The 13865-nt window shown below is 57.8% G+C and carries 19 protein-coding genes and 1 pseudogene; 19 read left to right on the top strand and 1 reads right to left on the bottom strand.

The window, feature by feature from the left end; genetic code table 11:
* Positions 1–4: 4 nt before the first annotated feature.
* The 13 genes from KDH83_RS12950 to KDH83_RS12890 all read left to right on the top strand — a co-directional run bounded on the left by KDH83_RS12950 (position 5) and on the right by KDH83_RS12890 (position 9090).
* Positions 5–1018 carry a DUF2184 domain-containing protein gene (locus tag KDH83_RS12950; RefSeq protein WP_212316281.1) on the top strand — a complete coding sequence of 338 codons (1014 nt, stop codon included), beginning with the start codon at positions 5–7 and terminating at the stop codon, positions 1016–1018.
* Positions 1019–1073: 55 nt separating this feature from the next.
* Positions 1074–1301 carry a hypothetical protein gene (locus KDH83_RS12945; RefSeq protein WP_212316279.1) on the top strand — a complete coding sequence of 76 codons (228 nt, stop codon included), beginning with the start codon at positions 1074–1076 and terminating at the stop codon, positions 1299–1301.
* The gene (locus KDH83_RS12940) at positions 1302–1715 is read left to right on the top strand and encodes a DUF4054 domain-containing protein (RefSeq protein WP_212316277.1); all 414 of its coding nucleotides are present in this window, start codon (positions 1302–1304) and stop codon (positions 1713–1715) included.
* Positions 1715–2185: a hypothetical protein gene (locus KDH83_RS12935; protein ID WP_212316275.1), complete on the top strand. Its 471-nt coding sequence runs from the start codon at positions 1715–1717 to the stop codon at positions 2183–2185. Before KDH83_RS12940 ends, KDH83_RS12935 begins: the two co-directional genes overlap by 1 nt.
* The gene (locus KDH83_RS12930) at positions 2182–2580 is read left to right on the top strand and encodes a hypothetical protein (protein WP_212316273.1); all 399 of its coding nucleotides are present in this window, start codon (positions 2182–2184) and stop codon (positions 2578–2580) included. The genes KDH83_RS12935 and KDH83_RS12930 overlap by 4 nt, the downstream gene beginning before the upstream one ends.
* Complete coding sequence (locus KDH83_RS12925; protein WP_212316271.1) at positions 2577–3104, top strand: hypothetical protein; 528 nt, start codon at positions 2577–2579, stop codon at positions 3102–3104. The genes KDH83_RS12930 and KDH83_RS12925 overlap by 4 nt, the downstream gene beginning before the upstream one ends.
* A 22-nt stretch (positions 3105–3126) precedes the next feature.
* Positions 3127–4266, top strand: coding sequence for a DUF3383 family protein (locus tag KDH83_RS12920; RefSeq protein WP_212316269.1), 1140 nt, complete (start codon positions 3127–3129; stop codon positions 4264–4266).
* A gap of 14 nt (positions 4267–4280) precedes the next feature.
* Entirely contained in the window at positions 4281–4694 is a 414-nt protein-coding gene (locus KDH83_RS12915) for a hypothetical protein (protein WP_212316260.1), read from the top strand.
* Positions 4694–5098 carry a hypothetical protein gene (locus KDH83_RS12910; protein WP_212316258.1) on the top strand — a complete coding sequence of 135 codons (405 nt, stop codon included), beginning with the start codon at positions 4694–4696 and terminating at the stop codon, positions 5096–5098. Before KDH83_RS12915 ends, KDH83_RS12910 begins: the two co-directional genes overlap by 1 nt.
* 173 nt (positions 5099–5271) lie before the next feature.
* Positions 5272–6729 carry a hypothetical protein gene (locus KDH83_RS12905; RefSeq protein WP_212316256.1) on the top strand — a complete coding sequence of 486 codons (1458 nt, stop codon included), beginning with the start codon at positions 5272–5274 and terminating at the stop codon, positions 6727–6729.
* Positions 6726–7397, top strand: a complete 672-nt coding sequence (locus KDH83_RS12900; RefSeq protein ID WP_212316254.1) for a phage baseplate protein — start codon at positions 6726–6728, stop codon at positions 7395–7397. The genes KDH83_RS12905 and KDH83_RS12900 overlap by 4 nt, the downstream gene beginning before the upstream one ends.
* 83 nt (positions 7398–7480) lie before the next feature.
* Complete coding sequence (locus KDH83_RS12895; RefSeq protein ID WP_212316252.1) at positions 7481–7696, top strand: hypothetical protein; 216 nt, start codon at positions 7481–7483, stop codon at positions 7694–7696.
* Positions 7693–9090, top strand: coding sequence for a hypothetical protein (locus KDH83_RS12890; RefSeq protein WP_212316250.1), 1398 nt, complete (start codon positions 7693–7695; stop codon positions 9088–9090). The genes KDH83_RS12895 and KDH83_RS12890 overlap by 4 nt, the downstream gene beginning before the upstream one ends.
* On the opposite strand, the gene KDH83_RS12885 is transcribed toward KDH83_RS12890, so the two are convergent.
* Positions 9050–9676 carry a hypothetical protein gene (locus KDH83_RS12885; protein WP_212316248.1) on the bottom strand — a complete coding sequence of 209 codons (627 nt, stop codon included), beginning with the start codon at positions 9674–9676 and terminating at the stop codon, positions 9050–9052. The genes KDH83_RS12890 and KDH83_RS12885 overlap by 41 nt on opposite strands.
* Positions 9677–9697: 21 nt before the next feature.
* Here KDH83_RS12885 and KDH83_RS12880 point away from each other — a divergent pair, with 21 nt between their 5' ends.
* From KDH83_RS12880 to KDH83_RS12855, 6 genes and pseudogenes are all read left to right on the top strand, one after another.
* Complete coding sequence (locus KDH83_RS12880; protein WP_212316246.1) at positions 9698–10396, top strand: Gp138 family membrane-puncturing spike protein; 699 nt, start codon at positions 9698–9700, stop codon at positions 10394–10396.
* Positions 10396–10752 (top strand): hypothetical protein, encoded by a 357-nt coding sequence (locus KDH83_RS12875; protein WP_212316245.1) that lies wholly within the window; start codon positions 10396–10398, stop codon positions 10750–10752. The genes KDH83_RS12880 and KDH83_RS12875 overlap by 1 nt, the downstream gene beginning before the upstream one ends.
* 8 nt (positions 10753–10760) lie before the next feature.
* A complete protein-coding gene (locus KDH83_RS12870) occupies positions 10761–11978 on the top strand; it encodes a baseplate J/gp47 family protein (RefSeq protein WP_212316243.1) in 1218 nt (405 codons plus the stop codon).
* Positions 11975–12619 carry a DUF2612 domain-containing protein gene (locus KDH83_RS12865; RefSeq protein WP_212316241.1) on the top strand — a complete coding sequence of 215 codons (645 nt, stop codon included), beginning with the start codon at positions 11975–11977 and terminating at the stop codon, positions 12617–12619. The genes KDH83_RS12870 and KDH83_RS12865 overlap by 4 nt, the downstream gene beginning before the upstream one ends.
* A gap of 2 nt (positions 12620–12621) precedes the next feature.
* A complete protein-coding gene (locus KDH83_RS12860; protein ID WP_212316239.1) occupies positions 12622–13620 on the top strand; it encodes a hypothetical protein in 999 nt (332 codons plus the stop codon).
* Positions 13621–13629: 9 nt separating this feature from the next.
* Positions 13630–13865: pseudogene (locus KDH83_RS12855) on the top strand (phage tail protein); the annotation flags it as partial.

Below are 13865 nucleotides of genomic sequence, written 5' to 3'. Positions count from 1 at the left end.
CAAAATGATGAAAAAGACTTTCACCCTTGACCAGGACTTCCCGCACCTGGGTCTGTCCGCAGGTCAGACCATTGCGTTCAATGATGGCCTGCCGACGGTAGACGACGGAATGGGCTTCTACTTTTCGCAACTGGCGTACGTCGAGCCCCGCATCTATGCGACGAAGTATCCGAATATCAACTTTCAGGAGCTGATCCCGGTCGATTCGTCCATTCCGGAGTGGGCCGACAGCGTCCCCTACATCAGCTACGACGCGGTAACGCTGGGCAAGTTCATCGGCGCCAATGCCGACGACCTGCCGAATGTCGCCATGAAGGCCAAGAAGGACAACGTACCGGTCGGCTACGCGGGCAACTCGTTTGAGTACAGCATCGACGAGCTGCGAAAGTCTCAGCAGCTCCGGATGCCCCTGGATATCACGCTGGCTACCGCGGCGCGCCGAGGCGCGGAAGAACACATGCAGCGAGTGGCGTACTTCGGCGACGCAGAGCGCAAGATGTTTGGCCTGTTCAACCACCCGAACGTCACGACCGATGCCACCAGTACGCTCAACTGGAAGGCAGCCGGCACTACAGGAAAGAAGATCCTGGACGAGATCAACAGCATGATCGGCGACGTCTGGAATCAGTCGAAGGGCATTCACGTGCCCAACACGATGGTCCTGGCTGCCAGCCGCTGGTCGTTCCTGGCCACCACGATGGCGACCGAATACTCGCCCGATAAGACGCTGCTGGAAATCCTGCAGGCCCAGAACCTATACACCCGCATGACCGGACAGCCGATGGCTATCCTGCCGCGCTTCCAACTTGATGGTGCGGGTGCTGCGGGCAAGGATCGCATCATGATCTACGAGAAGAACTCGGACAATCTGGTGATGTACATCCCGATGTTCTGGCGTCCGGCAGCTCCGCAGCCCCGCAACCTAAAGATCAAGATTCCTGCTGAGTACAAAGTGTCTGGTACTGAGTTCCGCTATCCGATGAGCGCGGCGTACTTCGACCTGCCGGCGATGGCCTGACAGGGCAACGGGGCTTCGGCCCCGGCCTCAGCAATTTCAAGAGACAGGACTTGAGATGAAAGTGAAAAACACCTCCAGCCGCGTGATCAAGCTGCTGAACGGCAAAGACAAGGTGACATTGGTGCCGGGCAGTGATGAGGCCCATGAGGTCACGGAATGCGCGGAAGTGCAGTTCTACCTTGACGCCGGCGATCTGACGGAAACGGCGGCGCGCCGTGGGCGGCCTCCTGGCAAGGCCGATGGGGAACAGCGGGCCCAGGGCGGCGAAGCAAGCGAGGCATAAATGAACATCACCCCAGCCATCATCGCCGACTTTCGCCAGTATTTTTCAGGCCAGTATTCCAGCGTGACTGTATGGCCTGATCACATTATCGAAGAGGTGCTCTGCGAGGCGGATGCGGAAACAGGCGGATCCGGCTGGGGCGCGTTCTCCCTCGAATGCAATAGCTTCAAGCGGCGCGGAATGTACCTGTTCGCGGCGCACTGGCTGGAGTTCTTCTATGGCGACAACCCGGCCAATGGCGTTGGCGGGATTGCGCGCCTGAACACGCAATCCAAAACCGTTGGCGACGAATCCATAGCGTACCGCGTGGCTTCGATGATGGATGCCGGCAATGATGCGCTGACCTATACAGTCTATGGCCAGCAGTTCTATCGGTTACGCCGGCGCGCAGGAATGGGTGCGAGGGTGATCTGATGAACATGCGGATAACGGGCCTAGAGGCGACGAAGCGCGCCCTGAAGAAGGAAATCGACAAGCTGCGCACGCCTCACTATGCGCTGGTCGGAATCCACGAAAGTGCCGGGATGGAGCCGAAAAGTGATCTGACTGTCGCCACCCTAGGCGCTATCCAGCATTTCGGCACAGAGAAAATCCCTGCGCGCCCCTGGCTGGATAAGGGGGCCGAGACCGGGACGAAGGACTACTTGGATACGGTGCGCGAGGGCATTCAGGAAGGGCTTGACGCAAAGCGCATCATGGCTCGAGTTGGACTGGAGGCGGAGGGCGCGATCAGGAAGTACATCACGGAGCTCGATAGCCCGCCAAACAAGCCGTCGACAATCCAGCGCAAGAAATCCAGCAATCCGCTAATCGACACCGGGAACATGCGCCAGTCGGTCACGTCCGTCGTCGTAGCTAGAAAGCCAATGGAGGGCATGGAATGAGCGGCCCTCTGGATATGCGCGGGCACATCGACGGTGTGTTCGGATCTCGCGCGGTCACCGTCAAGGCATACGCAGAGGGACACTACGACGACGATGGGATTTGGTTTGCCGGCGCTCCGATAGAGGAGACGTACACAGCCAACATCCAGCCGTTGAATGATCGCGAGGCCGAAAATCTGATGCGGGCCGGAGTGCGGCTGCTGGATCCCAGGAAGCTCTATATCAACTCGGGTGACCTGGAAAAGTTCAAGCTCACCTACGACCTGGAATTCCTGGGCGCACTATGGAAAATTGTGCGCTCTGATATCCGGCCGTGGCGCTCCTACGCGAAAGTGGTGGTGAGCCGCTATGACGATCAGGCCGAGCCGAATTCGCCCAATGTGGATGCGCCATGACCGATAAGGAACTCTATCTCCTGTTGAGGCCCGGCGTGAGTGCCGCGTCCGGGGTGCCGCTGGTCATTATGGCGGTTCAAAACGCTCCAGCTCCGAAGGGTGCCTACGCGTCGATCCATGTCCGCACCAACATTGATCAGCGGGGCATGGCGTTCAACGATCGCGAGCTCTTACCTGACAAGGAGACATTCAGGCGAATTGTCCGAAGCCAACAAGAAGTTACCTGCACTGTCGAGTTCTATCGACAGGGTGCGAAGAGGTATGCGGCGAACCTTCTGCAGATGGACAAGCGCGAGGACATCATATGGAAGCTGTTCAAGGCTGGTCTCAGCATCATGCGTACAGGCCCTGTGCTCGATCTGACAGCGTTGCAGTCCGACCAGTACGAAGAGCGTGCGCGGGTTGAGATTGTCCTGCGCATGGAGGTTTCCAACGCCTACGGTATCAACCGAATCATGGAAGTGACTGGCACTGTACAGAATGAGAACGGCGCGCCGCTCCAGTCCGCGACCGTCAAGGCATAACCCTAAATCTCGAGGTCAAATTATGAGCTACCCGGCAGACCGAATAATCCAGGTCAATGCCCGCATCAGTCCCGCTGGGCTGGGGTTCGCAAACTTTGCCGCTGCCACGATTTTCGCTGCGGCAGCCGATGTGACGGCAGGTACGCTGGCTGCTGATACGCGCAAGACGTATTTCACAATGCAGGAGGTCGCCGCTGATTTTCCGGCAACCACGGAAACCTACAAGGCTGCTGCCGCGTGGTTGGGCGGCACGCCAAAAATGCGGCAGGTCACCGTATGGATGACCAAGGCAACGGATCTGACGGTCACCGCAACCCTAAATAAGGCGCGCGATGCATTCTGGTGGTACTGGACGATCTTTACGGCGGATGTCCTGGCAGTGACTGCCAGTGTGAAGAAGATCGCCGAGTGGTGTGAGGCGAACGCGAGCATGCTGGTAAACAGTCAAGCCGGCACCTCAGCCGCGGATATTCGTGACCAGAACAAGAAGAGCGACGTTGCCAGCGAGCTCAAGACGCTGGGCTATCGGCACGTCTATACAGCAGCGCACGCGACGAATCCGCACTCTGGCGTCTACCTGGCCAAGCACTTTGCCGCTGTGAACTACAGCGCTGATCGGTCGACCATTACTGGGGAGTTCAAGAAGTCTCCGGGCTTGGCAGCCGAAGACGTCAAGGGCTCGGAAATTGCCGCGATGGAGGCTAAGGGTGCGGCGTTTTACAGCATCGTTGAGATGCAGGGCTCGGAGGATGTGGGACGATGGTTGAACACAAAGACGCACTCGACCTATGGCGAATACATCGACGATGTCGTGAATCTCGATGCCTTCATCAATACGCTAACGGTGCGCCTGTACAACGCCTTGGCGAACGTGACTACGAAGCTTGAGCAAACGCCACGTGGGCAGGCTGTGCTGCTGGCGACGGCCCGGCAGGTTGGCGAGCAGTACATCGCCAACAGCTATCTTGGACCGCGCAACTACGTGGACCCGGACGACGGAATTCAGAAGTACACCATCGGCTTCGAGATACTGACCAAGCCTGAGGACATTCTTGACCTCTCTACAGAGGACCGGAACGGAAGACTTGCCGCGCCGATCCGGATGCGGCTGTTCCGGGCCGGCGCCATCCACAAGGCAATCATCGATCTCGATGTCTATTAAATAGGGCGCACGCAATGGCACTCGTCAACATCACTACCGAAAACACCGTCGTCACGGTCAACGGCCGCCAGATTCAGGACTGGGGCGAAGCAGAAAGCCCCGTCGCGGAAGAGCCGATCGACGCCAGCACCACGATCCGTCGCGGTATGGGTGGGAATGCAGTTCGGCTGGATCGCCTCAATCCTGGGCGGCGTGTAACGCTCAGCTTGAATCCAGGAGGCGCGGATGCCGCCTATATGCAGTCGCTGTACGGGAGCAAGGCGAACATCACCTACACCCGAACCGTGATCGGCACGCTAGAGAATGCGGTCGGAGCTGAGGGCGCCATCGTGAACGATGGTGCAATCAATCGAGCGGGCGGAACGTCGATCTCAGACGACGTTTTCATCATGGAGTTCAACTCCTTTACCACGCTGCGAGGCGGCTAATGAGCGAGACCGTCAAGTCGTTTTCGCTCAAGGGCGGATCCTACAACGTGGCCCGCGCTTCGGCGGTGGCTCAGGACGAGATTCTGAGCCTGCTAACTCAGGTGCTGATCCAGCGTCTAAGCGCATGCGAGCCGGGCAAGCCAGTCGACGAGGGCGTGATCCTATTCCTGTTCCTCGCGATGCCTCACCAGATCAAGATGAAGATCGACGATCTGATGTTGGGCAGGGTCTTCAAGAAGGGCACGGAGCACCAGGTGAGTCTGTCGGACGTCGATGTTATGGACTGGAATTGGCTGCGCGCAAAGGTGCTTATCTGGAACCTCGAAGGTTTTTTTACCTATTGGGCAGACGCAAGCGCAAGAGACGCGGCCAGCCAGGTTCAAGCGCCGTCAACTGGTACTTGATGCGGCCTTGTGTGGGCGTCAACGGAGTCTGCCCGCCGTTGTGTACCTGGGCGCAGTTGACAGATGGGACCTACGGCCTGGAAGACGTTGAGCGGTTCAACCAGTCGATCGATGACCTGGTGCGAGCCAACAACGAAGCAATCCGAACGAGCACCCCGAAGAAGCGATAGGACATGGCCAAGGTACTGCAGAACTTCCTGATCGGCGTCGGCCTGGATACCGAGAAGTACGACAAAGGTGCCAAGGATGTTGAGTCTAGCCTTGGTCGCATGCGGTCTCTCGTTGGGTTCACCGGCGCTGCCATCGTGGGTGCCTTTGGTGCGGCCGGTGTCGCAGCGATCAACGCCGGTAAACGGGTCGACGACTCTCTACTGAAGTACGAGAAGTTCAAGACGGCGCCGGCCTGGATCAATAGCTACGGCAATGCGATTGCAAGCCTGGGTGGGAATGCTGATGAGGCAATGGCGGCGATCGCCACAATGGAAGCCGCCATCGCCGCTCGCCAATACAGCCAGGATGGCATCATGCCTGGCGAAATCGATCTGCAGCGAGCTGGGGTTGACACACTTGCCTTGCGGCAGACGCAGACCGGCAGCGAGATGTTGCGCGAACTGTCGCGGCAGCTTCCTAGTCTCAACAAAGAGCAGCAGCTTCGGGTTCAGCAGACCCTTGGATTCTCGGACGCGGTGATGCGCTCGCTGCGTGACGGCGTGGGTGGTCTAGATTCTGCGGTTGCGCGTGCTGGTGAACTGTACGGGGAGTTTGGCAAGGCCACCGAGGCGGCGCGAGAGTACAACCGCGTTTTGGCCGAATTGAATACCCAGTTTCAGGGGATCGGTGAAACGCTGGCGGACAAAATGCTGCCGTCGTTCACCGGAATTCTGAAGTCCACGAGTGATTTCATCAGTTCCAGCCGTGAAGCTATTGGGAGCGCCGGTGACGTTGCGGCAAAGAGTCCTGTTGGAAGCGCTTTGGTTACGGGCAGTGCCGGCGCCGCAGTGGTTGGTGGTGGGCTGCGCGCCGTTGGGATGAGCACACTCGGCAAAGGTCTGACGCGCCTTAGTCCCTATGGGCTTGCCATAGGGTCGGGAATGCTTGCCTGGGACGCCAAGCCGGAGGATATCGAAGGGCTAACCGGATACAAGCCTCCGAGCTACATCTTTGAGAACACTCCCATGGACGCCGCCAGGGATGGGTGGGAGTACCTGAAGGGCCGCGATTGGTGGCCGTGGTCTGAAAGAGAGCGCCGGCCCGACGATCAAGCAAGTACCGCGAAAGGCAATTCGCCGCTTAGCCAGTTGAACAGCCGCGATCCAGAAGCGAGTGCATTTTCTGCTACACGAAAACCGTTGCCGCTCGGTCAGTGGAATATCCACGACCCCGATCCGGTCTATGCAGGCGGAGAGGTGAGCAATGCCGAGGCGGCCAGCGCCAGCCCAGATGTAGTGATGGTCAGGGACCAGCGCCAACTGGCAGAGTCGCGCACCGCGCCTCAGCGCGTGAACGTGCAGAACAACCTGGAGGTACGTATGGAGTTGGATGGACGAGCGCTTGATACCAAGATAACCGAGGTCGTGGATCGCCGAGAGCAGGATGCCAAAGGCAATGTTCTATCAGCGGTGGGCCGATGAGCATTCTCAGTATCTTGACAAGAAAAAGTCCGACCATCGCGGGGTATCAGTTCGATGCCGTTCTCGAGGATTCGTTCGAGGCGACGGTGGAATTGACCCGCTATCCCGTCGAATCTGGCGTGAAGGTGGCGGATCATCGGGTTATCCAGCCCGTTAGCTACTACTTGGTCGGAGCGATCAGCAACAACCCGCTGAAGATCATTGATCTGGCGGGATTGGCAGCGGGTGGCCTGTCAAACATTGCATCGCGAAACCCATTGGTAGCTGCTGTAGCAGGGCTATCGGCCGGCTTCCTGGCCGGCAGCCAGTACACCCGGGCATCCAGCACGCTGCAATTCCTTCTGGATCTACTCGTGGCCGGCATGCCATTCGACGTGGATGCTGTGGATATCCAGCTCAAGGACATGGTGCTGACGAAGGTGTCGCGGGATCGTGACCCTGAGAACGAAGGTGGCTTGATCTTCGTCGCTGAAATGCAAGAGCTGATACAGCTTGATCGGCTGGTAGATATGACGCAGCCTAGCCAGGACCAACTCCCCGACGACGACCCAGCAAAGGCCGGAGCTGCGGCTACCGCGAATAGCGGTCTGCAGGTCGGGCAGACGCCCAGCGTGGCGACGGCCTCGAACGTCAATATGGTCGATGGAATTACGGAGACTCCCCTGTGATCGAAATTCCATTGAGGTCCGGCAGTGCTAATGCTCACCAGAGATTTACGCAGCGGCTGGGCTCCAACTTGCTGGAGTTCCGAGTGAGCTATCTGGCATATCAAGAGCAGCCGATGTGGATCCTGGACGTCTATCGGGACGGCGCTCCTATCGCACTTGGGCTGGGCCTGAACGCCGGCGCAGTCATGACCGAAGGCTACAACCTGTCCACCGATTTGGGCCGGCTCATTTTCGTTGGCGGTCACGCCACCCTCGAAAACCTTGGAAAGGACAACCACCTGGTATGGCTACCGGCATGAAGCAATATCTGCGCAAATGGTCGCTGATGATCGATGGCGAACCGTTCATCGATGGCCGGGACGGCCGCCAGTTGCGGTGCGTGTTTGACATCGATGTAAACCCCGGAAATTCGCATGCGATTGCGGATATCCAGCTCTACAACCTGTCCAAGGCGACGACACTTGGTCAGCGCTCAAGCATCATCTTCAGCGCTGGCTACGTAGACAACTACGACATGCTGTTCAGCGGCATCATCACCAATGTCCTCAAGGAGCGGCGTGGGCCGGATGTGATTACGCGCTTGCTCTGCCGCAGCAATACAGCGAAGACGCGCGGGGTGATGCATGGGGCTTACATGCCCAATGCACATGTACTAGACGTACTGAAGGATGCAGCCCGCTCGTGGCCCCTGTATCTTGAGATTGATCCTTCTCAGTTCGATGAGAAGGATAGGTTTCCTTCTGGCTGGACCGCCAATCCTGACATCCCAACAACGCTGAACAGTTTGAAAGGTATGTTCGGCTTTAGTTGGAAGGAAGATCGCGGGTCCCTCATTGTGACTAGGATCAACAAGCAGAGATCTACGACAGTATTTGAAGTGAACCAGTTCACTGGAATGGTTGGCATGCCCGAGTTGGTTGGCATTGAGGAGGGTATCGGCGTAGATGTGACGATGAGGCTAAATCCCTTTATCCGGGCTACCAGCCGAATCAATGTTCGATCAGAGTTCGCAACCTATCAGACTGGGAACCTGTACATCTCGGAGTTGGCGGGCGACGCATCAGCCAATGGCGAATACAACGTCTTCAGGTTGAACTACTTTGGCGACACACATAGAGATCCTTGGGATATGAGGATCCTTGGGTTCAGAGCGGGATCGTTGCCGGTGTTGCCCGATGTTGCAAGCGGTGGTCTCATCTGGGGAGCCAAGGTGCAGCCCGCATTCCGCGCGAAGGTGCGCGAAATCGCCGGGCGCCAGAGACTCGATCCTAACTGGTACATGGCCGTGATGGCGTTTGAGACGGGCGAGACCTTTAGCCCTTCGGAGCCGAACAGGGCCGGCTCGGGCGCAGTAGGTCTGATTCAATTCATGCCGAGCACGGCGCGCGGCATGGGGACGTCAACGCAAGCCCTGGCCAACATGAGCGCGCTCGAGCAGTTGGATTGGGTTGAGAAATACTTCCAGCCTTACGTCAGCCGAATTCGCAACATTGGCGACATGTACATGGCAGTGTTCATGCCCGTAGGGATCGGTAAGGCTGATAGCTTTGTGCTTATAGATCGAGCAACACAGCCGGTGGCCTACAACCAGAACCGCAGCCTCGACAAGAATGGGGACGGCAAGATCACTAGAGGCGAGGCGGTAGACCGAGTCAATCAGATGGCAAAAGCCGGCCAGGCTCATATGGTTTAGTCGAGCCGCAGTCGGACGCATCCTTCATGTTGACATTGATCACTTCCGGCTGAATCCGATTCAATCCGATCTTGCCGATCACTTCGCCTCTTTGATCTACCTTCCACAGCCCGAATACGGCCGTTCCGGAGCCGGGTGTGTTGTGGCTGGTGGAAATGATCCTCCAGTCTGGGCTGCTGGTTGAGCGGGTGCTCGTGAAGATGTAGGTCACGGCGTTTCTGAAGATGCAGAAGTCTCGTGGCTCATCGGTGAAGTACCGAAATCTCGACATTGAAAAATAGCTCGAGAAACTCGTAGCGCTGCTGTGTTCCTTGACATACGTCATCGCAGTCAAGAGATCCTGATAGACCTTGCTTTCCGAAATTCCGAGGCCGTCGCAAAGGACGTTTAGACCTATCTGCTCGTGGCCTGAGCGGAACTTTGCATAAGCGGCCTCGCACACCGAACCGTCATCAAAGCGCTTGTATAGGCGAGAGTACCCGTCGAAGAATGCTCGGTCCGGGTGGTTGGTCACGTCCACTTCTGTTGCGGAAGCAGCCGATGCGGAGGCAAATAGTAAGACGAAAGAAATTGCTTTGATCTTCATGTGAATGTTCGTGAGTGAAAAATGAAAGCTGAGTTCTTCCAAATGGCCTTTCAGGAACTTATGAAGGGCGTGCACACCAGTGTACCCGGCCACATCCTGACATTCGATCCGGCGCTACAGCGGGCGCAGGTCAGGATCGGAATCGAGGTTGTTTACACGAACGGCACTACTGCTCAGTTACCGCCTATCGCGGATGTCCCCGTCCTGTTTCTCGGCGGTACGCAGTTCACCATGACGCACCAGGTCAACCCGGGCGACGAGGGGCTGATAGTTTTCTCGCAGCGGTGTGTCGACGGCTGGAAGCAGACCGGCGCTGTGGCTAACAACCCGCTGTCCCGGTTCCATGACGCTCATGACGCGTTCTTCATACCGGGCTTCCGGCCTCTGCCGACCCGGGTCGAGGGTTTCGTCAACGACGGCATCCGTATGCAGTCGCGGGATGGTGGCCGGCATGTATGGATCAAGGCCAGCGGCGAGATCATCGCCGACAACGGGGCGGCCAGCGTGCAGATTACCACCGGAGGCGACGTCAAGCTCCAGAACGGGGCAGGGCATATCCATCTGCTGGCGGATGGCACGGTGAACATCAACGGTGCGCTCATCAAGCCGGACGGGACTATCCACGCTTCGAATGTGACGTTCGGCGGGGTCAGCGGGAAGGACCACAGGCATACCGGCGTGCAGAGCGGCAGCCAGATTTCGGGAGGTCCGACAAATTGATGCGTGTACGCGGACTGGATGCATCCGGCGATTTGGTCACCAGAGGCAAGATGTTCTTGGCCGGACGCGAAGCAATTGCACAGACGATTGTGACGCGGCTGAAGCTATTTCTCGGTGAGTACTTCCGCGACGTGAGCGATGGAACCCCGTGGTTCCAGCAGATTCTGGGGAAGTTCGAGAACCTGAATGCTGTAGAGGCGCTGCTTCGAAATCGCATCGCTCGAACGCAGGGTGTCGTCCGGCTGTTGGCATTCAAGATGGAATATGACTTGGACGCGCGCACGATCTCCGTGCAGGCGCAGGTGTTGACGACCTACGGCGAGCAAGAAGTCTTGTTCTCGAACGCAACGATTTAGGGTGAGACATGGCTGAACTGACGCCTGCTGGTTACAAGCTGAAGAACCAGAATGACTGGTTTGACCAAGAGCGAAACCTATACCTAAGCATCGACACGGAGTGGATCCTTGACCCATCGAGTCCTGATGGGCTGAAGGTCGCTCATGATGCGGAGATCTTCTCCGCGCTTGACGAGGTGCTCTACCGGGCCTGGGCGAGCAAGGACCCGGCCAAAGCAGTGGGTATCGACCTCGACACGATATCGGCGATCACGGGCACGTTCCGCAAGCCAGGAACGCCCTCTAACGTTGATCTGACCTTTACTGGTGTTCCTGGATCGGCGATCTTGTCCGAGAGCGTCGTGGAGTCCGTAGACACCGGCCAGCGGTGGATCGTTGATCAGACGTTCACTGTTGGCCCGGGCGGTACTGTGGTGGTGCCGGTTCGCAGTCAGCTGACCGGGCCTATACAGGCCGAGCCGGGGACGATAACGCGCATGGTTACGACGATTGCGGGTGTGTCGGCTGTGACGAATATCAACCCGGCCACGCCAGGGACAGAGAAGGAGGCTGATTCCAGTCTGCGTATTCGTAGACGATTGGAGGTAGGCCAGCCGGGGAGTAATCAGGTCGACTCCCTTTATGGTGTGCTTTCTGGCACGGCCGGGGTGCGTCGGGTAAAGGTTTACGAGAACCCGACCGCAAGCGCGGCGGTTGATCCGGATCTGAACCCGCACGGACTGCCGCCGCACTCGGTGACGATCTTGGTGGATGGAGGCATCGCTACGGATCTGGCGATGTCGATTTACCTGAAGAAGAACCCCGGCGTACTTTTACATGGCGATGGCACGGTAATTCGGGAATGGGTCACGTCGCCCACTATTGCTACGCATCAGCAGTTGATTACCTTCGGTCGCCCGATCTACGTTGACGTAGCCGTGAGCATAGGTATCAAGAATGATGGGTCGCTGCCGGACGACGTTGATGCGCAAATCAAAGACGCGATCATTTCGTTTGCTGCGGGAGAATCGCCTTCCGGAGTGGATGGCTTCAAGACAACGGGTTTCGATATCGGGGAATCGGTGCCTATCTCGACAATGTACACGCCCATCAATCAAGTCATTGGCAAGTATGGGAATTCCTACGTGACAAGCCTTACGCTTGATGGGGCGGCGGCGAACAAGCACATTGCGTATAACCAGCTTAGCCGATGGCTGCGTGCCAAGATCACGGTGGCAATGTCATGATCCCATTTGTGCCAGAGCGGGCATATTCGCAGTATCGCAATCGGCCCAAGTTCATGGATTGGCTGGCCATAGCGAGGCGCATGGGCGGGTCGATCTATGACGCAGCAATAGCTGTGCGAGAGTCATACGACATCGACAAGGCGCAGGGCGTACAGCTCGACACCATCGGGCGAATCGTCGTTTTCAGCCGCGACTTCATTGGTCAACTGACAATGCAAACAGCTGAGTTCGACGCGCTGGATGGGGCCGAGTGCGGGGACGAAGATGCGACGTTTTCCGAGGCCCGCGTATCGAACGATGCCAAGATGGCTGATGATCTCTACCGGTTGGCTATCAAAGCCAAGATCATGAAGAACAACGGCGATGCAACCATAGAAAGCATCATCGAGGAGATGGTGTTTTTGATAGGGCCGACTTTCCTGCGCATCAATGATACAGAGGACATGCGGTTTTCTATCGAGTTCGCAGGGCAGCTGACGGAACTCGAACGATGGGCTCTGTTTAACGCGAATTTGGTTCAGATCCCGCAGGGGGTTCTTTTTGGTGGGTTCTTTGAGTTGACCAACATAGTCGAATTCGACGATGTCGATAGCGAGTTTGGCGACAGCGAGGCAATGTTCTCTGATTTCAGGGGTAGATAAGAATGGCAATTAATCTAGATGAGCGATATCCGGGTAGGGCCAACGGAAAAACACTAGGCTACCCACAAGGTAGCTTCAAGAATCGGACCTCGCCAACGTCTAAGGATGGCACGTATCTCGAGCAGGACTGGGCCAACGATCAGTTGGCTTTTTTTCAGTCTCTGATTAAGGACGCCAAGATGACGGCCAACGGGGTCGTGGATACCGTCGTGGCGTCGCAGTATTTCGACGCACTTATGGTGGCGATTGCAAATCGGTTTGCGCGGATTGACTCGCCTGGTTTGACCGGTACGCCGACCGCGCCCACGCCGGGGACAGGAGACAACTCTAAAAAACTTGCCACGACGGAGTTTGTGTCGCGGATCCTCGGGTCGTATCCGATGATGGTTTCCATTGTGGCCGTGCCGACCGCGAATATGGGCCCAATCATGATTGCGGAAGCGGGCGAAATGTGGCTGTGGTCGTCGTCCGCGTACTACACCGGCTACCGCTCGCCACTGTGCGGCCGCCCACTAATCGGGCATACCCCCGCTCCGCTCATCAATGAGATCGACGCGACTGGCGGCTTGCTCTCGAAAGCCGCGTACCCCGCGCTCTGGGGGTATGCACGCGAAGCCGGCCTCGTTGTAACGCAAGCAACGTGGGCGGCAAACGTCGGCGCGTACTACTTCGTGGATGTCAACTCGACGCAATTCCGCGTGCCGGATCTCCGCGACATGCACATGCGATTCACTGGTACGAACGCCGACGGCGGCGCGCGAACGCTCGGCACGAAGCAGATGGACGCTGGCCAGCGCCTACAAGGCGTGCTCGGCGCTCCCCAGGAAATCGGCATCAATGGCGTGTTTGCAGCGCTGCCGGGCACTGCGACGCCGTTTGCAGCGAGCGGCACAGCAGCGCAGGCGTTTTCGCAAGTTCAGATGGACACAGCACGTACAGCGCGGGTGTCGAGCGAGACGCGCGGCATCAACGTCGCTTTTCATCCGCGCATCCATATCTAAGGGGCACATATGCACAAGCACATCACCGTTTATCAGACTGACCGGGACGGCCTGTATCTGTATGAGACTGTCGCGCACGAGTTCGAACTCGACGAGGGCGTCTACAACGTGCCCTACGGGGCTTTCACCGATGCGCCGCCGTCAGTCCCGGCCGGGCGCATCGCACGTCGCGTAGGCGACGCATGGCAGACGGTAGAGGACCACCGCGCCACGCCGTTGTGGGTCCGGACGACGAAAGCGCCGTA

The sequence above is a fragment of the Achromobacter sp. Marseille-Q0513 genome, assembly GCF_018195695.1.
Classification (GTDB): Bacteria; Pseudomonadota; Gammaproteobacteria; order Burkholderiales; family Burkholderiaceae_B; genus Achromobacter.
This window is presented reverse-complemented; position numbering and strand designations above follow the sequence as displayed.